This is a genomic window from Campylobacter sp. JMF_08 NE1, assembly GCF_027737875.1.
In the GTDB taxonomy this organism is placed as follows: domain Bacteria; phylum Campylobacterota; class Campylobacteria; order Campylobacterales; family Campylobacteraceae; genus Campylobacter_B.
In genome coordinates this window covers 59,564-80,888 of record NZ_JAOVUC010000004.1, presented here as the reverse complement: position 1 = coordinate 80,888, position 21,325 = coordinate 59,564, and the positions used below count along the sequence as shown (strand labels likewise).

Below are 21,325 nucleotides of genomic sequence, written 5' to 3'. Positions count from 1 at the left end.
TCGATTTTTTCATTGCTATCAAACTTGCGCCAAGCCAGTGTGTATTACATTAATCAATACGAATATTTTAAAAATCTTAAAAAGTTCTAATTTTATCGAAATTAAACTAAAATTTGGCTACAATGTCGCAAATTTATTTTTGGAAAATTTAATTATGAAAAAATTTTATGCTATGGCTATACTTTTAATGGCTGATGTTTTGTGTATTTTGATATCATTTTTCATTGCTGTGAGCGTGAGAAATTTCATAGAATTCGATTTTGCTGGTAACACTCATCAGCATTATACCACCTATCTTGGTTCATTTTTTATATATGTTTTGATTATCGGCACATTAGCGTATCGTAAAATTTACACCAAACGCTATGATTTTTGGCATGAAAGTTATATAATTTTTTCGTCGTGTCTGTTTTCGCTGGTGATGATTTTTTTCTTGCTTGCGATTAACAAAAATGTCTCGCACTCGCGATTTGTGATATTTTTGGCGTTTGGGCTGTGCGCGGTTTTGATACCGATGTGTAAATTTTTTCTTAAAAAATACCTTTACCGTGTGGGAATTTGGCAAAAAAACGCTAGGGTTATCAATGGCGATAAAGAATTCCGCCGTGAAATCTTTAAAAACCACTATTTGGGCTATAAATTTACCCGTGGCGATGACTACGAGACCGTTTTTATCGCAAATAAAAATTTAAAGAGTATTGACGAGCTAAACAGGTTGGTCGAAGAAAATGTCATTAAAAACCGCGAGGTGATTTTTACTCCCGCTTTGCAAGGATATGATTTCGCTGGCGGGGAAATTTTCAGCCTTTTTAACTCTCGCACGAATTTATTTTTGCTAGAAAATTCGCTCTTAAAACCGATGAATAGGTTTTTTAAACGCTTTGTTGATATCGCGATGATAATGTGTGCTATGCCTTTGCTTGTGCCGATTTTCGCTGTCGTAATAATAGCTATGAAAATAAATGAGCCGCATGGTAGCATTTTTTTCTCTCACCCTAGAATGGGCAGATACGGCAAGACTTTTGGTTGTTTGAAATTTCGCTCGATGAGAGAAAACTGCGATGAAATGTTTAAAAAATATTTAGAGGAAAATCCGCAAGAAATCGAGTATTATCAAAAATATCACAAATACGAAAATGATATTCGCATAACAAAGCTTGGAAATTTTTTACGCAAAACCTCTATCGATGAGCTTCCGCAACTCATAAATGTCCTAAAAGGCGATATGAGTATCGTAGGGCCTAGACCGGTGCTAGAAAAAGAGTTTGAAATGGGCGATGCGACGAGATATGAAAGGGATATTGTGTTGCAAGTTCGCCCTGGCGTAACAGGATTAGCACAGATCAATGACCGCGAAAAATCGGAGTTTGGCGATAGGGTGAAAATGAATATCTGGTATGTCAAAAACTGGACGCTTTATATGGATTTCGTCATTATTTTAAAGACAATTAAGCTTGTTTTAATGCGAGAAAGTGCAAGCTAAAATTTGGAATTTTAAAATTCCAAATTTCCCCCAAATTTGCTATAATCCCCCTTTAAATTTCACATTTTATAAGGACACACATGAAAGCAATCGTAACAGTAGTCGGCAAGGACAAAGTCGGCATCGTAGCTGGCGTAGCTACCAAGCTAGCCGCGCTTGGGCTTAATATCGACGATATCACGCAGACCGTTTTAGACGAGTTTTTCACAATGATGGCTGTGGTCAGTAGCGATGATAAAAAGGACTTCACGGCCCTTCGTAGCGAGCTTGAAGAGTTCGGAGCTAGCCTAAATGTCAAAATCAATATCCAAAGTTCGGCGATTTTTGACGCCATGCACAATATCTAAGGCGCACAAATGAATATCAAGCAAGTAACCGAAACAATCTCAATGATCGAGGAGCAAAATTTCGATATCCGCACCATTACAATGGGCATTTCGCTTCTTGATTGTATCGACGCAAACCCCGAGAAAGCCTGCGAGAAAATTTACGCCAAAATCACAAAAAAAGCCGAAAATTTGGTAGCTGTTGGCGATGAAATTTCAGCCGAGCTTGGTATCCCAATCGTCAATAAACGCATCTGTGTAACGCCGATTTCGCTCATCGGTGCGGCCACGGATTTACAGGATTACACGATTTTTGCGCGCACGCTAGATGAAGCCGCGCACGCTGTGGGTGTGAATTTCATCGGCGGATTTAGCGCACTTGTGCAAAAAGGCTACCAAAAGGGCGATGAAATCCTAATCAGCTCAATCCCGCGCGCCCTAGCCAAAACCGAGCGCGTCTGCGCTAGCGTAAATGTAGGCTCGACCAAAACCGGCATAAACATGTCTGCTGTGCGCGATATGGGCGAGATTATCAAACAAACCGCGAATTTAAGCAAATTTGGCTGCGCTAAGCTCGTAGTTTTCGCAAACGCCGTCGAGGACAATCCTTTTATGGCGGGCGCATTTCACGGAGTAGGCGAGGCTGATGTCGTCATAAATGTCGGTGTATCAGGTCCTGGCGTGGTCAAACGCGCCTTAGAAAAGGTGCGTGGAGAGAGCTTTGATATCCTCGCTGAAACCGTCAAAAAAACCGCCTTTAAAATCACCCGCATAGGCCAGTTGGTCGGCTCAATGGCTAGCGAGAGGCTGGGGGTGAAATTTGGCATTGTGGATTTATCGCTCGCGCCGACGCCTGCTGTGGGGGATTCTGTGGCGAGAGTGCTCGAAGAAATGGGCTTGGAGCGTGTGGGCGCGCACGGCACGACGGCTGCGCTTGCGCTTTTAAACGACGCGGTCAAAAAAGGCGGCGTCATGGCGTGCAATCAAGTAGGAGGCCTGTCTGGGGCGTTTATACCGGTCTCTGAGGACGAGGGCATGATAGAGGCGGTCAAGGCCGGTGCGCTAAATTTGGAAAAATTAGAGGCGATGACGGCGATTTGCTCCGTGGGGCTTGATATGATTGCGATTCCGTCCGATACGCCCGCAGCTACGATTTCAGCGATGATAGCCGATGAGGCCGCAATCGGCGTGATAAACCAAAAAACTACCGCCGTGCGCATTATCCCCCTAGGCCAAAAGGGCGATATGATCGAGTTTGGCGGATTGCTAGGCTCCGCGCCAGTGATGAGTGTAAATTTGGCCTCGTCGGCTGAATTTATCGCCAGAGGCGGGCAAATACCTGCGCCGATTCATAGTTTTAGGAATTAAAATTTTAAATTTTTAGTTTTGGTTTAAATTTGCAAATTCTCGCAGTGGCGCAAAATTTGTCATTGCGAGGCGTGCAACGCCGAAGCAATTCAAGGAAAATCCTTACTCTTGTATTTATTATTGCATTTCGCAAGCTAAAAACACTGCCTCGATGCTTGCTATTGTCAGTGCGAGGTAGCAATGCTATCGTGGCGATTTGCGAGATTAAATTTACGATTGGTTTTGTGTCATTATGAGTAAAGCTTTGCAAAGCAAAGAAGTTTTATTTAAATTGAGTGTTTTTTTGGTGAGCAATGATGCCCACTCTACAATACTCATCTTTTGTCTTTTTCATTAAAATTTTTGTTTATTAAATTTTTTTCTAAAATTTTTAAAATTTCATCGTTGCTATAACCACATAATTCGCCAGTTTGTTCTGTCTCGACAGATAACATTTTTGCTATAAAATAATTATATGGCATAAAATATTCATATATTTTTGCAATTAAATTATTATTGTAAAATACATTTTGTCTATGATATAATCCGCCTGAACTATCTAATTTACCATATATTCTTTCAATGCTTATATTGCTATCATAATTAAAAGGCAATGCGTTTCCCCATCTATGATAATCACTCTCTTTTATCTCATAATCATCACTTACGATTTCAATCTTAAAATCCTTTTTAATGTTGCACTCGTATTCAAATTTAAGTATCTTAAACCCGTCAAATACAAATCCGCAAGTGAAAAATAAAACCATTAAAGTAGCAAAAAAACGGGCTTTACTTGCAAATAAGAATTTATCATTTTTTGAAATTTCTACTTTTTCATAAGTTATTTTTTCGTCTATTATTTTGTGAATTTTAACTCTGTATTTTTTCTTGATTAATGCTAAAAATAAGAAAGTCAGAAAAAACACAAAGACAAAAAATCCAAAAAAAACAAAAACAAAGAAAATTAGCAAAGCAAAGAATTTCGCAAATTTGTTTATCTGTGAATTCGCGATGTATTTTATACACAACGCACAAGCAAATGCCACAATTAAATTAACAATTAAAATATCCATATAATTCCTTTGTGTTTTTTTTGCAAATTCAAATTCGGTCAGTATTTAAAAATACTGAATTTATTCGAATTCACAAATTTAAACTCAAATTTGATTATTTGAATTTAAATTTATAAATTCAAGCAACTAGTAAATTTAAATTTGCAAATTTTTCATCATTGCTATCTATTATTCCGTCATTGTTTGTATCAAATTCACTTAATGCTTCAAAGCCGTTTTTACCGCTAGTATCGTAGGGTGGGCATCCTTGCCCACCAAAAATGGAGACTATCAATCTAACTCTGACAAATCACTTTTGTTTGAGAATTATGGGCTTTAAATTTGGATTTGTCAGAGTTTATTTTATGGTCTCAAATTTTGCCTAAATTTAGAGTTTTTTCATTTTCGCTATTTCATCACGCAATGCAGCGGCTTTTTCGAATTCCAGCGCAGCAGCGGCTTCTAGCATTTGCTTTCTTAGCTCTTTTGTGATTTTGGCTCGTTCAGCGGCTGGCATTTTTTCTAACTTTTTCGCTTTGGTTAAAATTTCTGCGTTATCTTCGATTTTTAGGCTTTCTTCTATGTTGCGACTTGCCGAGTGCGGCGTTATGCCGTGAGCGCGATTGTATTCATCTTGAAATTTGCGTCTAGTCGTGGTTATATCGATAGCGCTTTGCATTGAGCGGGTGATTTTTTTGCAAAACATCACAACCTGCCCGTTTAAATTCCTAGCAGCCCGTCCCATAGTCTGAATAAGACTAGTTTCCGAGCGCAAAAATCCCTCTTTGTCGGCATCAAAAATCGCAATCAAACTAACTTCGGGCAAATCTAGCCCTTCGCGCAATAAATTTATACCGATTAACATATCAAATTCGCCTGATCTTAGCCCACGAATCAGCTCATTTCGCTCTATTGCGTCGATGTCTGAGTGCATATATTTGACCTTGATATCGAGTTCAAGGTAGTATTTGCTAAGCTCTTCTGCCATTTTTTTTGTTAGCACGGTTACTAAAATTCGCTCATTTCTAGCTATGACCTTTTTTGCCATGTCGTGCAGGATTTCGACTTGATTGTCGCTATCTTGGATTAAAATTTCAGGATCAAGTAGTCCCGTCGGACGCAAAATTTGCTCCACAACCTTTCCGCCACTTAAATTCACTTCGTATTCATTTGGCGTGGCTGAAACGAATAAAAATTTGCCCTTTTTGCTGATAAATTCATCAAACATCAAAGGGCGGTTATCAAGCGCACTAGGCAAGCGAAAGCCGTATTCTACGAGTGTTTCTTTGCGACTTCGATCGCCTGCGAACATACCTCGAAACTGTGGCAAAGAAACATGACTTTCATCGACGATGACTAGGTAGTCTTGTCCCTTGCTCTCGTAGTAATCAAACAGCGAATACGGCGTTTCTCCGGCGTTTTGTCCCGTTAAGTAGCGCGCGTAGTTTTCGATTCCTTTGCAAATACCCGTTGCACTCATCATTTCAAGGTCAAATTCGACCCGCTGTTTTAGGCGCTGGGCTTCGACGAGTTTATTTTCATTTTCAAAAAATTTTAATCTCTCGCCAAGCTCTTCTTCAATGCCTTTAATCGCCGTTTTTAGGCGGTTTTCGCCGACGATAAACTGACTTGTGGGATAAAGGATAAATTTAGCTACGCTTTTTGTTTTTTTATTTTCCAAAACATCGAAATGATACATTGCTTCAAGTTCGTCGCCAAAAAATTCTAGCCTTATGGCTTCGTCGTTAAAATACGCCGGATAAATGTCGATCGTATCGCCGTTAGCGCGGAAATCGCCACGATCAAAAAAATTATCATTGCGTTTGTAACCCATATCGACGAGTTTGCGAAGTAAAAATTTGCTAGAAAAACTTTGACCAAGTTCTAAATGAAGCACCATGCCTTTGTATTCGGCAGGGTCACCCAAGCCGTAGTTTGCCGAAACCGAAGCTATCGTAATGACATCGTCAAAACTAAGCAAACTAGCCGTGGCTGAGAGGCGAAGGCGTTCTAACTCGTCATTTATGGAGCTATCTTTTTCGATAAAAAGGTCTTGGCGTGGAATGTAGGCTTCTGGCTGATAATAATCATAATAGCTGATAAAATACTCGACATGATTTTGCGGGAAAAAGCCCTTAAATTCGCTATAAAGTTGCGCCGCAAGGGATTTGTTGTGTGTCATTATGAGAGTTGGAATTTGCAAATTTGCGATGATATTTGCCATAGTGAAGGTTTTTCCGCTTCCAGTAACACCGAGCAGTGTTTGATATTTTTCGCCGTTTTTGATACCCTGCACGATTTTTTCTATCGCGTTTTTTTGATCGTCGCTTGGGGTAAATTTTGATGATATTTTAAAATTTTGCAAATTTTTCCTTTATTTTAAAGCTAAATTTGGTTAGAATAAAAACTTTAAATTATATCTAAAAAAGGACAAATATGGAATCAATCTTTGACGAAGAAAAAAAAGTCGAGAGTTTGGGTCAAAAGGTCGAGGAGCTTATCAGAAGATATAGCGAGGCTAGGGAAGAAAACGCGAGATTGCGCGCAGAGCTAGTTAGTATCAAGGCGCAAAATGAGGCGATTAGTATGCAGCTTGGCACGCTAGAAGAGGACGCCGAGTATCGCAAACTAAGCGACGAGGAGCTTAGCAAAAAACTAGATGAAATTTTTGCAAAAGATGAATTTGACAACTAAAAATGAGAGAAATTTCAGTTAAATTTACAAGCAAATCTTTGAGTAAAGAGTATTCTATCAGCCTAGAAGATGAGTTTGCGCTCAGCTTTGAGCGGGACTGGCGCGAGATCGCAAGAGATGGTTTGCATGTAGATGTGGGCGAGCTTTTGAAGGCATATATTCAAAAGAGTTATGAAAATTATATGTTTTCTAGCAAAATAGAGGCTATTTCAAAAAACATCGATGAAGGAGTGAAAAGATGAGTAAAGGCGGAGCAGGCGGTAGCGGACTAGGTAGTCTGATTTTAATCATAGTTGTGATTTTTTTCGGCGTTAAGGTTGTGTGGCCAAAAATCACATCTCTTACAGACGGACCATTGGCGGCTTCTGCTGTGACGGATTTGGATAGGTTTTTTAAGGATATCAAAAGCGATTATGACGCCAAGGGCGAATTTAGAGAGCTTAAAAACATGACGAGCGTGCGCCAGTTTAGCGACGAGGATTTAAACGCGAAAGTCGTAGTCGGCAAGCCTATCAAATACGGCGTGGGTGTCAAATCAAAGGGAAATATGGAAATGTGCGCAGATATCACGCTCAAACACGACGGAAATTTATACTTTATGGAGCTTTATCCTATAAACAAAAAAAGCAATCTTTGCAAAACTTTCCATAATTTAGAGACATTTAAAAAATATTCTCGCTTTAATGTAGGTAGAGGCTGATTAAAAAATCAGCCCTCCAATTCCAAATTTAATCATCAATGAAAAAATAATCAAAACCCCAAGCCCAGCGAAAAATCCAGCCAAAATATCATCGCTCATTACGCCCAGACCGCCCTTGATATCGCGATCGGCGCGCCCTATGATAGATGGCTTCCATATATCAAAAACCCTAAATAGCACAAGGGATAAAATCATCGCAAGCCACGAAAGCCCGCTAACCTCAAAGCCAGAAATAATCTGCGCGAAATCTATCCCATACACCTCGCCCACGCTAGCACCGATGCTCATAGCGATCCACACGCCCACGACCTCGTCGATTACGATTTCACTATTATCGTGCGAGCCGACCTGCTTTTCGTATTCGTCGATTATTTTTAGCGAGATTACAAAAACCAGAGCAGCGCACAAAAACAGCGTCGTTCCCCCTGCAAATGCCAAAATCACAAGCCCTACAATCCAGCCTGCCACGCTCCCCCAAGTCCCAGGCGCAGGTCGCAAAAGCCCACTTCCAAAAAATGTAACAAATAGCTTATTCAAATTTTCTCCTTTTAAATTTCAAATTTTAAGTTTTTAGCGCGCTGGTTTGATACAGCCTCATTAACTCTTCGTAAAATTCACTCTCGCTTCTAGGCTCGATAAGCCCGTCGTTAGGGAACAAATCATCGTAAAGGGCTTGCAAATCGGCGAAGCGATTAGGAAAAAGCTCGGCCAAAATCATCGCCGAAATCTCCTTTCGCATAAAAAGCGCAGGCGGCAAAATTCCAGCATAGAGCATGGCTTTGAGGTTGCGCGTGTGATAATGCACATGGTGGTGCGAGCCGTGCGGGCAGTTTTTCACGCTGGAAAGGACCTTACATTTGTTGCAATACACATACTCTGGCATGAGCCAAATTTCGAAATTTTCGTAATCGCAAAAATCCAGCACAGAGTGCATATCGCCGTGGTCGAAGTAGCCTGCCACATGCTTGTGTTTTTGCCCAAATACGACCTTATTTATGCCAAGATTGTGCGCTATGGCGCATTCAAGCGTGGGGTCAGAGTGGTTATTTAGCGCGCTAAAATCGTTTAAATCTATGAGCAAAACCCGCTTTGCTACAAGAAAATTTTCGCACAAAAACTCCAAGGTTTTTTTGCGCAAATTTGCGCTAAATGCGTCAGTCCTGCTCGAACCTACCAAAAAAATCACCACAAAATCAGCCTTGTCTATCATCAGGCGAAGTAACCTTTCATGCACCCTGTGTAGGGGATCTGCCATGGTGAAAAAGGCTGAAATTCTGGGGTTTTTGAAGCTTGATTTTCGCGCGAAAAATTCCGCAAACTCATCACCAATTATACGCGAATTTAGGCTAAGCTCGCCCTTAATCGCCTCGTTTCCTGGGCGTTTGTTTTCAAAAACGGAGTTTTGTTTTTCGTCGTCTGTGATTTTTTGCGATGAAATAATTTTTAATTTTCCGCAAATTTCGCCTTCACAGATCAAATTCACTTCCGCGCCAGCTCTAAATTTCCCCGCTACAAAGGCGAAATTTTTGCCGTTTTTTAGCCTATCTTCGCCCCCAAATGCCCCAAATTTCAAAAGGTGCAGGGCGCAAAGCTCGCTTTTTGAAATCTCAATGCTATTTTTTTCGCGTGATACCATATTTTTTTCTCTTTTCCCAAAGCGATTTTCGCGAAATCCCTAAAATCGAGGCGAGCTCAGAGTCGAAATACTCACCCTGATGCGCTAAAATCGCAAATTTCAAATACTCTTCCAGGCTTAAAATTTTGTTTTTTGCGCAGTATGGAGAGAGTAAAATTTCATTTGAGTTTTCGCTAAATTCCATAGAACAAACCTCCAAAACTAGCCGTTTTTCGGCAAAATTTGATAAAATTTGCGCTCTTTTGGCAGGCGATGTTTTATCAAATTTTTGCACGAATAAAATTTCGTTTTTTATTTTTAAGTTTTCACAATCCTCGCCATTAGCGATTATGATTTTTACGCCAAAATTTTGGGCGATTTGATGAGCGCATAAAAGGCGCGAAATTTCATCATAACCCTTTAAAAAAAGCGGAAATTTGAGCTTTTGCGCGTTTATTTTTGGCGTGTCGTAAATTTCTTTTAGCGCGCGCAAGAGTTCGTCGTTTCGCTCTTTTTCACGCAAAATTTGTTTAAAATACGCGTAGTGATCGAGCTTTTTGATGAGATCTTCTATCATAAACGGCTTTAAAATATAATCCGTCGCGCCCGCATTTATGGGCGCTGTAACTGTGTCATTGCTGATGTATGAGACTAGCATTATCACGACTGCATTTTTGTGGCGCGCAATCACGCTTAGCAAATCACCACTTCCCCACGATGATGAGAGCAAAACAGCGTCGAACTCACCAGCGTTTAGGGCTAGTGGCAGGGTAGAAACCACGGTGCATTGGTGGTTTAGCGCGCTTAGTTTTAGGCTAAGTGAGTTTGCCAGGTAGCTTTCCTTTTCGGCGATTAAGATTTTCAAAACTAATCCTTGATAAGCAGTTTTTTCCAGTCAAAATACTTTAAATTCACACTTGCAATCACCGCAATGCCCTCGCTTCGGCCCACAAAGCCTAGTTTTTCGGTGGTGGTGGCTTTGACATTTACCTTGCGCGTGGCTAAAATTTCACACAATGTTTTTCGCATTTGCTCTTTGTATGGGCTTAGTTTGGGCTTTTGCGCCATTATGGTAATATCAGCATTTACGATTTTAAAGCCATAGCGGTGAATTTTATCTGTTACTTTTCGTAACAAAATTTTCGAATCAATCCCTTTGTAAGCCTCGTCTGTATCAGGGAAAAGCTCGCCAATATCGCCAATCCCAGCTGCCCCGCATATCGCATCAATTAGCGCGTGAATCGCCACATCTCCGTCGCTATGAGCGATGAGCGAATACTCGCAAGGTATTTTTACGCCACAAAGCGTGATAAACGAGCCAGCTTTTAGCGCATGCACATCAAAGCCGTTTCCGCAAAAAATGTCCGAACAAACGCTAGGAAAATCAAAATTTTCTAAATCGCAAATTCGCGTGATTTTTCTAGCTGAAATTTCGCCCTTTACAAAGCCAAGGCTCCCGCCCATGCTTTTTATCGCAAGGCTATCGTCTGTGAAAATTTGCTCGCTTTGCAAGGCTTTTTTTAATAAATTTGTGCGCGAGAGTTGCGGGGTTTGGATTAGTTTGATTTCGTCGCGCGCTATCTCGCACTCGCCCAAATACGCCGTGTCATTTACGCCTAAATATGGGCTTACGCAGTCAAATTTGCCTAAATTTTCAAGTAGTGAGTTTATGAGATTTTGCGAAATACTAGCCCGCGCCACATCGCTTACTAAAACAAACTCGCTTTGCACCATTTCAAGGGCATTTTTAAGCGATTTTTGGCGCATATCACCACCGGCTATAAACTCGAATTCATCGCAAAATGAGCGCATGTATTTTAAATCTTGCGGATTAGCTACGATTATGATTTTTGCGAAATTTGCCTTTTTTGCGAGATCTTTGGCGACATGTAGCCACAGCGGATCATCGCCTATGCGAAGCCACTGCTTTTTTACGGGGCTAGCAAAGCGCGTAGAATCCCCAGCGGCGAGTAAAACGAGTGATATTTCAGACATTTGATTTCCTAAAATTTTAAAAATGTTACGAAATTATACATATTAAATTTAAAAAATAGTGAAATTTTGGCTAAATTTTGCAAATTTTGCCAAGCGGTGTTACGAATTTAAACACGCAAAAAAGATTTAAATTTTGCTTTTTTGTAGTAAAATTCTATCAAATTTCACAAATTTTCGCACGAAAGGTCAAAAATGCAAACCCCAAATTTAAAAGACTGCGCAACCCCAACTCAACTTTTTTACGCTAAAAATGGTGTTATCACCCCACAAATGGAGGCTGTCGCAAAAACAGAGTGTTTGGAAGCCGAATTTATCCGCTCTCAAATCGCACAGGGAAAACTCATAATCCCAGCCAACATAAACCACAAAAACCTAGTTCCTATGGGCATTGGCAGGGCACTAAAATGCAAAATCAACGCAAATATCGGCTCTTCTAGTCTTAGCAGCGGCATAGATGAAGAGATCGAAAAATTGCGCCTTTCGATAAAATACGGCGCAGACACCGTCATGGATCTAAGCACTGGCGGGGATTTAGACGAAATTCGCCGTGCGATTATCGCAAACTCAACCGTTCCAATTGGCACGGTGCCGATTTATCAAATTATCCACGACATTAAAGATTTAGACAATCTAACGCCACAGATTATGCTTGATTGCATTGAAAAACAAGCCAAGCAAGGCGTTGATTATTTCACTATTCATGCTGGATTTTTGCTTAAATTTATGCCACTTGTCGCCAAACGCAAAATGGGAATCGTAAGTAGAGGCGGTTCATTAATGGCTAGTTGGATGATGAAACACCACAAAGAAAATCCGTTTTACGAAAATTTTGACGCTATTTGCGACATTTGCGCCAAATATGATGTTTCGCTCTCCCTTGGCGATAGTTTGCGACCAGGCTGCTTGTATGATGCCACAGATGAAGCCCAAATGAGCGAACTTGCCGAGCTTGGCAAACTAGCACTTAGAGCAAATGCAAAAAATGTTCAAGTTATGATAGAAGGCCCTGGTCATGTGCCGTTTAATCAGATTGAATTTAACATGAAGGAAGAACAGCGCCTGTGTGGCGACGCTCCGTTTTATATACTAGGCCCTCTTCCGACCGATATCGGCGCAGGGTACGATCATATCACAAGTGCGATTGGCGGGACGATGGCAGCATTTCACGGGGCTAGCATGCTTTGCTATGTTACGCCAAAAGAGCATTTGGGTTTGCCAAACGCAAAAGATGTCAGAGACGGCATAATCGCCCATAAAATCGCAGCTCATGCAGCAGATGTCGCACTTGGCAAAGCCGGGGCGATCGAGCGAGATCACGCTATGAGCGACGCTAGGTATAAATTTGACTGGAACAAGCAGTTTGAACTCTCCCTTGATCCTGAGCGAGCGCGCGAATATCACGACGAGAGCTTGCCTGATGAGGGCTTTAAAAATGCGGAGTTTTGTTCGATGTGTGGGCCGAAATTTTGCGCGTATAAAATTTCGCGCCAAATCGCAGAGCAAAATTGCGAACACTTCCCAAAAGATGAGCGATGAATAAAACTGCCTTAATCACGGGAGCTAGTAGCGGTTTGGGGCGCGAGTTTGCGTGGATTTGTGCCGAAAACGGATATGATTTGGTTATCACAGCGCGAAATACTGACGCGCTAAACGCCCTAAAAAACGAGCTTGAAGCTAAATTTGGCGTGAGAGTTTTTGTTTTTGATTGTGATTTATCGCAAAATACTAGCGCGGATAAAATTTGCGAATTTGTCCGTGAAAATTCCCTAAAAATCGACATTTTGATAAATAACGCAGGTTTTGGAGATCACTGCGAATTTGTTAAAAGCGATCTGAAAAAACAGCTTGAAATGGTGCAGGTAAATATCGCTAGTTTGCTAAATTTAACGCACTATTTCGCAAATTTAATGATTGAGCAAAATGGCGGAAAAATCCTAAATATCGCTTCGGCTGCCTCTCTTACGGCTGGTCCAAAAATGAGCGTGTATTACGCAAGCAAGGCATTTGTGCGAAATTTCAGCGTAGCCCTAGGCGAAGAGCTTCGCGCACAAAATATTAGCGTTACAGCATTTTGCCCAGGTCCTGTGGCTACAAATTTTGGCGAGCGAGCCGGCGTAAAAAACGCTAAAATTTTTGCGCGAAGCGATGATGCTGGCGCCGTAGCAAGGCGAGGGTTTGAGGCGATGATGAGTGGCAAAACGCTAGTGTATGACGGCAGGTTTATGCTTCTAGCGAACCTTTTGACCCGCATTTTCCCGCTTAAATTTTGCGCCAAAGTTACGGGCTTTTTAAACGGCTAAATTTAAAAAAAATTTCAAACTTTTTAAATATAATGCGCCTTTTATCAAATTTCAAAGAAAGAGGAAAAATGAGTAAAGACGAAATTTTAAACGCGCTTCGAGGCGTGATTTATCCGGGGTTTTCAAAATCTATCGTTGATTTTGGCTTTGTAAAAAGCGTGAGTGAGGGCGAAAATCCTGTGATAGATATCGAAATCCCAAGCCAAAAAAGCGAAATTTCAATGCAGATTAAGGCTGAAATTTTAAATTTAATCCCAACTGCGCAAATTTCGATCAAAACACCAAAACTAGCCCCCGAGCAGAGCAATTCGCGCTCTGGTAAAAATATCGCCCCACAAATCAAACATTTTGTGATGATAAGTAGCGGTAAAGGTGGCGTGGGCAAATCCACAACTACCCTAAATTTGGCGATTTCGCTAGCCAAACTTGGCAAAAAAGTAGGCGTGCTAGACGCTGATATTTATGGTCCAAATATGCCACGCATGCTAGGCGAGGAAAACACCCAAGCTAGCGTAATCGGACAGAGATTAAAGCCGATCGAAAGCCATGGAATCGAGATGATGAGTATGGGCGTGCTAATCGAAGCAGGTCAGGGGCTAATGTGGCGTGGTGCAATGATAATGAAGGCAATCGAACAGCTACTAAAAGATGTCGCGTGGAGTGATTTAGATGTGCTTTTCATAGATATGCCACCTGGAACTGGCGATGCGCAAATCACACTTGCCCAAAGCGTGCCAGTAACAGCCGGGGTGTGCGTAACCACGCCTCAAACCGTAGCACTTGATGACGGTGCTAGGGGGCTTGATATGTTTGAGAAGCTCCATATCCCAGTGGCTGGAATTATTGAGAATATGAGCGGATTTATCTGCCCTGATAATGGCAAAGAATACGATATTTTCGGCCGTGGCGGTGCGCAAAAGCTAGCTAGTGCTTACAATACCAAAGTCATCGGCGAAATCCCAATCGAAATCGCAATCCGCGAGGGTGGCGATAATGGCAAGCCAATTAGCTTTTATGCGCCCAAATCTGTGAGTGCGAAACGCTACGAGCAGGCTGCGCGCGCGCTGTGGGAAAAAATCGAAGAGGTCGATAGGGAAAATTTAGCTGATAATTCAGCGATTCAACCACAGGCTTAAATTTCAAATTTCACCTGCCAAACGGTGAATTTTTGCCGTTTGGTATATAAATTTTATATATCACAAATCATTATTTCATATTTGACTTTAAATCGTTTTTATTGATACAATCTCGCAAAAATCCAAATTTAAGAAAATATATGAAATTTAACGATATTAAAATTTTACTAGCTGGAATTTGCGCATTTATCGTGGCTATCGGCACGGCGCGATTTGCTTTTACAGCACTTTTGCCACCAATGCTAGGTGATTTTTTAAGCGTAGAACGGGCTGGAATTCTAGCCTTTGCAAACTACACTGGATACTTCGTTGGCTCATTTGCCACGGTCTTTGTGCGCGGGGGAGAGTTTAAAATTTTGCTTTTTAAACTAGCGCTTTTTCTAAGCATTTTTACGACAATTATTTTAGCATTTAGCAAAAATTACTACCTTTGGTTTGGCGCGAGAGTGGCCGCAGGAGTGGGTTCGGCGCTGGTTATGGGCGTGGGTTCGTCATTTGTCTTTGACCTGCTATCTCACAACAAACAGGCCATGGCGTTTTATTTTGGCGCGGCTGGTATTTCTATCGTGCTAACCTCGCTTGTGGGAAATTTAGCTCTTGTGTTTTTTAGCTGGAAAATCGCGTGGGTTTTTTTGATAGTTTTTTCGCTTCCTTTAAGCATTTTCGCGCTAAATACACTCACGCCTAGGCGTGGTAAAAACGCCAAATTTTTGGTCGCAAAAAGCGAAAAATTGCCAAATTTGCTAATTTTGAAAATTTTAATCTTTGCATATTTTTTGGAGGGCATGGGATTTGTGGTGCAGGCTAGCTTTTTGCCCGATATCATAAACCGCGTAAAAGGGCTAGAAAATATGGGCACTTATGCGTGGTATTTGGTGGGCGTTTTCGCGATGTTTGGACCGTTTGTGTGGGTGAATTTGGGGCGGAGATTTGGCGGGGTAGAGATGATGATAGCCTCGCTTGTGCTACAAATTTTAGGGATTTTAATCCCGGTGTTTAGCCAAAATTTAATCTTAAATTTATTAAGCGGTGCTATATATGGAAACACGATGATGGGGCTAACCGCGCTATTTATGAGCTATGGGGCGAGCCTAGCGCCCAAATCATCGGCACCGATTATGAGCGCGCTAACGGCTGCGTATGCCATAGGAACGATAATCGCGCCGCTGTATTGTGCTAAAATCTTTAATATCTATCAAAGCTACGATAGGGCGCTGGTTTTAACCGCGATTTTTGTGGGACTTAGCGCACTTAGTCTAGGTGTGATAAAATTTTTAAAAAAGGAGCAAAAATGCCACTTATCAATGTCAAAATGACTATCGAGGACGGCGGTTTGAGTGTGGAGCAAAAAGGGGATTTAGTCCGCGAGCTAACAGATGCTTTTGTGAAAGTCGTCGGCCGTGGAGAGAAAACCTGCGTCGTCATCATAGATGAGCTTAGCACCGATAACTACGCAATCGGGGGCGAGACGATAACAAATATCCGCAAAAAGTAAAATTCTTAAATTTGATAAAATTTCTTAAATTTGGAGATAAAAATGGATTCAAATTTATTAAAAATTTTTGTTACGGTTGCCGATAAAAAAAGCGTAACACTGGGCGCAAAAAAGCTAAAACAGGCTCAATCAAACATCACAGCTCGTATCAAACAGCTAGAAAACGATCTTGGCTTTAAGCTTTTTCACAGAGTTCCGCAAGGCGTTTTGCTTACCAAAGAGGGCGAAATGCTCTATCCTAGGGCGTGTGAGATTGTAAGCAAAATCGAGCGGTTAAACAAGGAGATTAAAAAATCCAAAGAATTAAGCCTGCGCGTAGTCTCCACAGAAGCAAATGCTGCGGTGCGCGTGGTGCCGTTTTTGCTAAGGCTTTATAATGACTTTAAGGGTGCTTCGTTAGAGCTTACCACAAATACGACTGCTGGGTGCCTTAAATGGCTACTTGATTACAAGGCTGATATTGCCTTTGTAAGCGGGATAGTAGAGCATAAAGATTTGATGACGCTAAATATTTTTGATGAGACAATGGTCATCGCAAGTCCAAAGCAAACGAGCGAAAATGCGGTGTTTCTGGCATATCGTAAGGGGTGCGCTTATAATGATTTTGCGATGAAATATCTGCAATCTCGCAAAATAGAGGCTAAAATTTTCGAATTTGCTAGTTATGAGACGATTTTAGGCTGTGTGGAGGCTGGGATTGGGCAGACGATACTGCCTTTAAGCATAATCGAAAAGCTTGGATACGATAAAAAGCTAAATTTGAAAATTCTTTCCAAAAAACAGGCAAATATCCCAACTACAATGATTTGCAGGAAGGATAATGTCCCAAATATCGAGCAGTATCTACGCGATATGAAATTATAAATTACATATCGTTTTTTTATATGCACTCTATCGTTAGTTGATATTTGATTTCATTTTATCAAAGTTGTATAATTTTTGAAATTCCAAAATTCCTAACGATAGGGGGCAAGTATGAAAGATCAAATTTCAACTTCTAGGCGCAAATTTTTGCAATCATCGGCTGTGGTGGTTAGCATGGCTGCTACGGCGTCATTTGGCGCAGAGACAAAACCTGCCAAAAGCGTCGCTCACGCTAGTGGGTATGGCGCGTTTTATGCGGATTTAGACGATAGTGGCAAGGTCATAGCGGTCCGTCCGCAAGAATCAAACAAAGATCCTAAATTCCCAGGTATCGAGGGCTTAATCGATAGAAATATGAAAAACCGCGTGAAGTATCCTTGTGTGCGAAAAAGCTTTTTGGAGGGCAAAAACACTCCCGAGCTTCGTGGCAAAGAGGAATTTGTGCGAGTTAGCTGGGATAAGGCTTACGAGCTTGTGCTAGAAAAATTAAAAGCCGTAAAACCAGAAGAAATTTTTAATGCTAGTTATGACGGGTGGAGCCACCCTGGTATTTTGCACAATACCGTCCCGCTTCCTGGCAGGTTTTTTAATATCGCTTTTGGTGGTGCGGCGATTACGAGTGGGGATTATAGCGTGGGTGCTGCAAGTAGGGTAAATGGCTCGATTACGGGCGATTTGGAAGTTTTTGCATTGCAAACTACGCACGAAGTGATTTTAGAAAACACCAAAACCTATGTGCTTTGGGGTGCGGATATTTTAAAATGCAATCAAATCGATTATCGTATCGCAAACCACGCAAATGTGGCGTGGTATGAAAAATACGCCAAATCAGGCATTAAATTTATCGCGATTGATCCACAATACACTCAAATCGCGCAAAAATTCGGCGCACAGTGGATTAAAATCCGCCCAAATACCGATGTCGCGCTAATGCTTGGTATGATGCACTATCTATACACTAGTGGAAAATATGACAAAGAATTTATCGAAAAATACACCTATGGATTTGATAAATTTGTGCCGTATTTGCTAGGAAAAAGCGAAGACAAAATCGAAAAAACTCCTGCTTGGGCGGCTGGTATTACAGGCGTGAGCGAAGAAGATATAAAAAACTTAGCCGATTTATTTGTAAGCGATAGAACACTACTAGCTGGAAGCTGGTCGCTTCAAAGAGCCCAGCATGGCGAACAAATGCAGTGGGCGATGATAGTTTTGGCTTGTATGATAGGTCAAGTCGGGCTTCCTGGCGGTGGATTTGGTTTTGCATTGCATTACAACGGCAACTCACAAGCTAGAAGTGGCGTGAAAATGCCCGGTGGAATTTCACAAGGCAAAAACAAAGTCGATTTGATAATCCCTGCTTCAAGGGTAAATGAAGCGCTTTTAAACCCAGGAAAAGAGATAAATTTCAGGGGCGAAAAGATCAAACTTCCGCATGTCAAAGTCCTTTATGCAGTAGGAACGAATATCCTAGGTCATCACCCAGATACAAACGAGGTTTTAAAAGCCCTAGCCAAGGTCGAGACTATCATTTCCCAAGAGCCGTTTTGGACGCCGATGAGCAAGTGGGCCGATATTGTTTTGCCGACAACCACACAGCTCGAAAGAGATGATATAGCTTATGGCGGATCGTATTCACAAGACTATGTTTATGCACTCAAAAAGGTCTTTGAACCGCCATTTGAAGCTAGAAACGACTATGACATTTTCGCCGATATGGCAAAGATGGTTTCTGAAAAAGCGTGGCGACAATTTACTGGCGGCAAGGATAAAATGGAGCAAATTAGGGGACTTTATGAGCGTAGCGATTGTCCAAATTATATGAGTTTTGATGAGTTCTGGGAAAAGGGATTTGTGCATTTTGAGCCAGGCGAAGAGGCGCGAAAATTCGTGCGACTTGGCGCATTTAGAGCAGATCCGGTAAAAAACAAACTCTCTACCGAAACAGGCAAAATTCAAATTTATTCAGATAAATTTGCAAGTTATAATCTGCCTGATTTTAAGGCGCACCCTATGTGGTTCGAACCTAGCGAGTGGTTAGGAAACAAAGAGCTTGTAGCGAAATTTCCATTTCATATTTTAAGCCCGCACCCAGCATATAGAATTCACTCAAATTTGGATAATTCTGATTTTATACGCAAAATTTGCAAAGTCGGCAACAGAGAGCCTGTAACCATAAACGACGAAGACGCGAGCGCACTTGGTGTCAAAGACGGCGATACGGTTGAGATTTACAATGATCGTGGCAGAGTGCTAGCTGGTGTAATCGTAAGCAAATCCATAATGAAAGGCGTAGTAGCACTTTGTGAGGGCGCGTGGTATGATCCAGACGAAGAGGGCAGGGATCAAGCAGGACACATAAATGTGCTGACAACCTCAATTCCTACTTCGCAAATGGCACAGGCTACTTCTGCAAATACTTGTCTAGTAGCGATTAAAAAAGTAGATGTCACCCCATACAAAGGCATAAGCGAACCAAAAGTAATCGAGGGCTAAGATGAAAAAAATAGTTGTATTTATGGCAATTTTGCTAAATTTGGCGTTTGGCGAGACGAAATTTGTCGCGGATATCAAAACCGATTTGATTGATCCAAACACTAAAAGCGTGGTTGGCGAAATTTTAGAAGGAACGCCAGTGGAAATCATCAAAGATGACGGAAAATTCGCCCTTGTCGAAATTAGTGGCGAAGTAAGCGTCACAGATGATAAAATTTTGGCTCTTAAAAAAGATCCGCTTGTGGTATTTTTCAAAATGAAGGAGCAAAAGGCTACGCCAAAGGCGCAGTTTTTGGTAGATAGCACGAAGCTTGGCTCAGATCCGCTTGAAGCGTGGGAAGAGGTAGAAATGCTCTATTACGATACTTGCAGTTCGTGCCATGCCGCACACAAGCCAAAAGAGCATTTAATGATCGAGTGGGACGCGCTGATTACAGCAATGCAGCTGTTTGCTAAAATCGACGATGACGAAAAAGCAAGACTACTGCGCTATGTTCAAGCTTATGCAAAAGACGGCATAGTCAAGGAATAAAAACTTTCTTTCAAACACTTTCGCGCTAAATTTTACTTCAAATTTGGCGCGATAAATTCTCTCCTTTATTATCAAATTAAGCTTTATTTTGATAAAATCGCGCCTTTTAAATTACAAAAAGGAAACCTATGCAAATCCCAGAAAAGGTCGTTCCACGCGATAAAATCATCGTTCGCACAGGGCTAGTTGGAATTCTTACAAATGTGATTTTGGCGCTGTTTAAGGGGGCGATTGGGTTTTTTACAAACTCCATTGCTATCGTAATTGATGCTATCAACAATCTAAGCGATGTGCTAAGCTCGGTCATTACGATTGTAGGGCTAAAACTTGCTGGCAAAAAACCAGACAAAGAGCACCCCTACGGGCATGGCAGGATCGAGTATCTCACGGCTCTAAGTATCGGCGTGATTATCCTATATGCGGGGTTTGCGGCGCTTATTAGCTGTGTGCGCAAGATTTTTGCTCCGCTCACGCCAGATTACGACGGCGTTTCGCTATTTTTGATCGCAGTTGCGGTCGTGGTAAAAATCGTGCTTGGCTCATATACTCAAAAAATGGGCGTCAGGGCGAATTCTGACTCGCTAATCGCAAGTGGGATTGACGCGAAATTTGACGCGCTAGTGTCGTTTTCGACGCTAGTGGCAGCGTTTATTTTTATATTTTTCGGCGTGGCTTTGGAGGCGTATTTGGGCGTGATTATTTCGCTACTGCTTATCAAAACAGCTGCCGAAATTTTAAAAGACACTATCAATAAAATTTTAGGAAGCCCACTAAATATCGAGATTGCAAAGCAAATTTATACCGAAATCAAGAAAATCGACGGCGTGCTTGGCGCGTATGATTTGATGTTTCACGACTACGGCCCTGATAAAATGCTGGGCTCCGTGCATATCGAAGTTAGCGAGGATATGAGCGCGGCTAGTATAGATACACTCACGCGAAAAATTCAGAGTGAAATTTTTGCCAAATTTAGCGTGGTTATTGATACTGTGGGCATTTATGCGCTAAATTTAAAAGATGAGCAAACCGCTAAAATTTATAGTGAAATTCAAAAAATAGTTTTTAGCGATGAAAAAATTTTGCAAATGCACGGATTTCACGCAAATTTGACCGAAAAAATCATCAGTTTTGATGTGATTATTGATTTTGATGCGATTAACCGCGAGCAAATCCACCAAAATATCATCAAAGAAGTCAGCGCAAAATTTAGCGATTATGAAATTTTAATCGCCCTTGATAGCGATTATAGCGCCTAAATTTTGGCTAAATTTAGCCTTTTTTTGTATAATC

Annotated in this window: 22 protein-coding genes; 15 read left to right on the top strand and 7 right to left on the bottom strand. The window is 41.4% G+C overall.

Going from position 1 to position 21,325, the window contains the following annotated elements:
• Positions 1–154: 154 nt before the first annotated feature.
• From OFN91_RS04805 to OFN91_RS04795, 3 genes are all read left to right on the top strand, one after another.
• A complete protein-coding gene (locus tag OFN91_RS04805; RefSeq protein WP_270873467.1) occupies positions 155–1,483 on the top strand; it encodes a sugar transferase in 1,329 nt (442 codons plus the stop codon).
• An 80-nt stretch (positions 1,484–1,563) separates the two neighbouring features.
• Positions 1,564–1,830 carry an ACT domain-containing protein gene (locus tag OFN91_RS04800; RefSeq protein WP_270858301.1) on the top strand — a complete coding sequence of 89 codons (267 nt, stop codon included), beginning with the start codon at positions 1,564–1,566 and terminating at the stop codon, positions 1,828–1,830.
• Positions 1,831–1,839: 9 nt separating this feature from the next.
• Positions 1,840–3,177 carry a PFL family protein gene (locus tag OFN91_RS04795; RefSeq protein ID WP_270873466.1) on the top strand — a complete coding sequence of 446 codons (1,338 nt, stop codon included), beginning with the start codon at positions 1,840–1,842 and terminating at the stop codon, positions 3,175–3,177.
• Positions 3,178–3,491: 314 nt separating this feature from the next.
• On the opposite strand, the gene OFN91_RS04790 is transcribed toward OFN91_RS04795, so the two are convergent.
• From OFN91_RS04790 to uvrB, 3 genes are all read right to left on the bottom strand, one after another.
• The gene (locus OFN91_RS04790; RefSeq protein ID WP_270873465.1) at positions 3,492–4,229 is read right to left on the bottom strand and encodes a hypothetical protein; all 738 of its coding nucleotides are present in this window, start codon (positions 4,227–4,229) and stop codon (positions 3,492–3,494) included.
• 118 nt (positions 4,230–4,347) lie between these two features.
• Entirely contained in the window at positions 4,348–4,503 is a 156-nt protein-coding gene (locus OFN91_RS04785) for a hypothetical protein (RefSeq protein WP_270873464.1), read from the bottom strand.
• 93 nt (positions 4,504–4,596) lie between these two features.
• Positions 4,597–6,573, bottom strand: coding sequence for an excinuclease ABC subunit UvrB (gene uvrB, locus OFN91_RS04780; RefSeq protein WP_270873463.1), 1,977 nt, complete (start codon positions 6,571–6,573; stop codon positions 4,597–4,599).
• Positions 6,574–6,644: 71 nt separating this feature from the next.
• Between uvrB and OFN91_RS04775 the strand changes: the two genes are divergently transcribed.
• From OFN91_RS04775 to OFN91_RS04765, 3 genes are read left to right on the top strand one after another with little or no spacing between them, the layout of a single operon-like run.
• The gene (locus OFN91_RS04775; RefSeq protein WP_270858296.1) at positions 6,645–6,902 is read left to right on the top strand and encodes a hypothetical protein; all 258 of its coding nucleotides are present in this window, start codon (positions 6,645–6,647) and stop codon (positions 6,900–6,902) included.
• 38 nt (positions 6,903–6,940) lie between these two features.
• Positions 6,941–7,144: a hypothetical protein gene (locus tag OFN91_RS04770; RefSeq protein WP_270858295.1), complete on the top strand. Its 204-nt coding sequence runs from the start codon at positions 6,941–6,943 to the stop codon at positions 7,142–7,144.
• A complete protein-coding gene (locus OFN91_RS04765) occupies positions 7,141–7,602 on the top strand; it encodes a hypothetical protein (protein WP_270865216.1) in 462 nt (153 codons plus the stop codon). Before OFN91_RS04770 ends, OFN91_RS04765 begins: the two co-directional genes overlap by 4 nt.
• Here OFN91_RS04765 and OFN91_RS04760 read toward each other — a convergent pair whose 3' ends face one another.
• From OFN91_RS04760 to OFN91_RS04745, 4 genes are read right to left on the bottom strand one after another with little or no spacing between them, the layout of a single operon-like run.
• The gene (locus OFN91_RS04760; RefSeq protein WP_270873462.1) at positions 7,603–8,139 is read right to left on the bottom strand and encodes a phosphatidylglycerophosphatase A family protein; all 537 of its coding nucleotides are present in this window, start codon (positions 8,137–8,139) and stop codon (positions 7,603–7,605) included. It abuts the gene before it with no gap.
• Positions 8,140–8,164: 25 nt separating this feature from the next.
• Positions 8,165–9,238 (bottom strand): sulfate adenylyltransferase, encoded by a 1,074-nt coding sequence (locus OFN91_RS04755; protein WP_270873461.1) that lies wholly within the window; start codon positions 9,236–9,238, stop codon positions 8,165–8,167.
• Positions 9,216–10,082, bottom strand: a complete 867-nt coding sequence (locus OFN91_RS04750; protein WP_270873460.1) for a hypothetical protein — start codon at positions 10,080–10,082, stop codon at positions 9,216–9,218. Before OFN91_RS04750 ends, OFN91_RS04755 begins: the two co-directional genes overlap by 23 nt.
• Positions 10,083–10,084: 2 nt before the next feature.
• Positions 10,085–11,212 carry a bifunctional 2-C-methyl-D-erythritol 4-phosphate cytidylyltransferase/2-C-methyl-D-erythritol 2,4-cyclodiphosphate synthase gene (locus tag OFN91_RS04745; protein WP_270873459.1) on the bottom strand — a complete coding sequence of 376 codons (1,128 nt, stop codon included), beginning with the start codon at positions 11,210–11,212 and terminating at the stop codon, positions 10,085–10,087.
• 192 nt (positions 11,213–11,404) lie between these two features.
• Here OFN91_RS04745 and thiC point away from each other — a divergent pair, with 192 nt between their 5' ends.
• The 9 genes from thiC (at position 11,405) to OFN91_RS04700 (ending at position 21,291) form a co-directional block, all read left to right on the top strand.
• Positions 11,405–12,748 carry a phosphomethylpyrimidine synthase ThiC gene (gene thiC, locus OFN91_RS04740; protein ID WP_270873458.1) on the top strand — a complete coding sequence of 448 codons (1,344 nt, stop codon included), beginning with the start codon at positions 11,405–11,407 and terminating at the stop codon, positions 12,746–12,748.
• On the top strand, positions 12,745–13,512 hold the full coding sequence (locus tag OFN91_RS04735; RefSeq protein WP_270873457.1) for an SDR family NAD(P)-dependent oxidoreductase: 768 nt from the start codon (positions 12,745–12,747) through the stop codon (positions 13,510–13,512). The genes thiC and OFN91_RS04735 overlap by 4 nt, the downstream gene beginning before the upstream one ends.
• Positions 13,513–13,580: 68 nt before the next feature.
• The gene (locus OFN91_RS04730; protein ID WP_270868932.1) at positions 13,581–14,648 is read left to right on the top strand and encodes an Mrp/NBP35 family ATP-binding protein; all 1,068 of its coding nucleotides are present in this window, start codon (positions 13,581–13,583) and stop codon (positions 14,646–14,648) included.
• A gap of 140 nt (positions 14,649–14,788) precedes the next feature.
• Entirely contained in the window at positions 14,789–15,964 is a 1,176-nt protein-coding gene (locus OFN91_RS04725; RefSeq protein ID WP_270873456.1) for a YbfB/YjiJ family MFS transporter, read from the top strand.
• Positions 15,940–16,143, top strand: a complete 204-nt coding sequence (locus OFN91_RS04720; protein ID WP_270873455.1) for a tautomerase family protein — start codon at positions 15,940–15,942, stop codon at positions 16,141–16,143. Before OFN91_RS04725 ends, OFN91_RS04720 begins: the two co-directional genes overlap by 25 nt.
• A gap of 42 nt (positions 16,144–16,185) precedes the next feature.
• Entirely contained in the window at positions 16,186–17,007 is an 822-nt protein-coding gene (locus tag OFN91_RS04715; protein WP_270873454.1) for a LysR family transcriptional regulator, read from the top strand.
• A gap of 123 nt (positions 17,008–17,130) precedes the next feature.
• A complete protein-coding gene (locus OFN91_RS04710) occupies positions 17,131–19,503 on the top strand; it encodes a molybdopterin-dependent oxidoreductase (RefSeq protein ID WP_442868050.1) in 2,373 nt (790 codons plus the stop codon).
• 1 nt (position 19,504) lies between these two features.
• Entirely contained in the window at positions 19,505–20,035 is a 531-nt protein-coding gene (locus OFN91_RS04705) for a hypothetical protein (RefSeq protein WP_270873452.1), read from the top strand.
• Positions 20,036–20,163: 128 nt separating this feature from the next.
• Positions 20,164–21,291 carry a cation diffusion facilitator family transporter gene (locus OFN91_RS04700; protein WP_270873451.1) on the top strand — a complete coding sequence of 376 codons (1,128 nt, stop codon included), beginning with the start codon at positions 20,164–20,166 and terminating at the stop codon, positions 21,289–21,291.
• Positions 21,292–21,325: the final 34 nt, after the last annotated feature.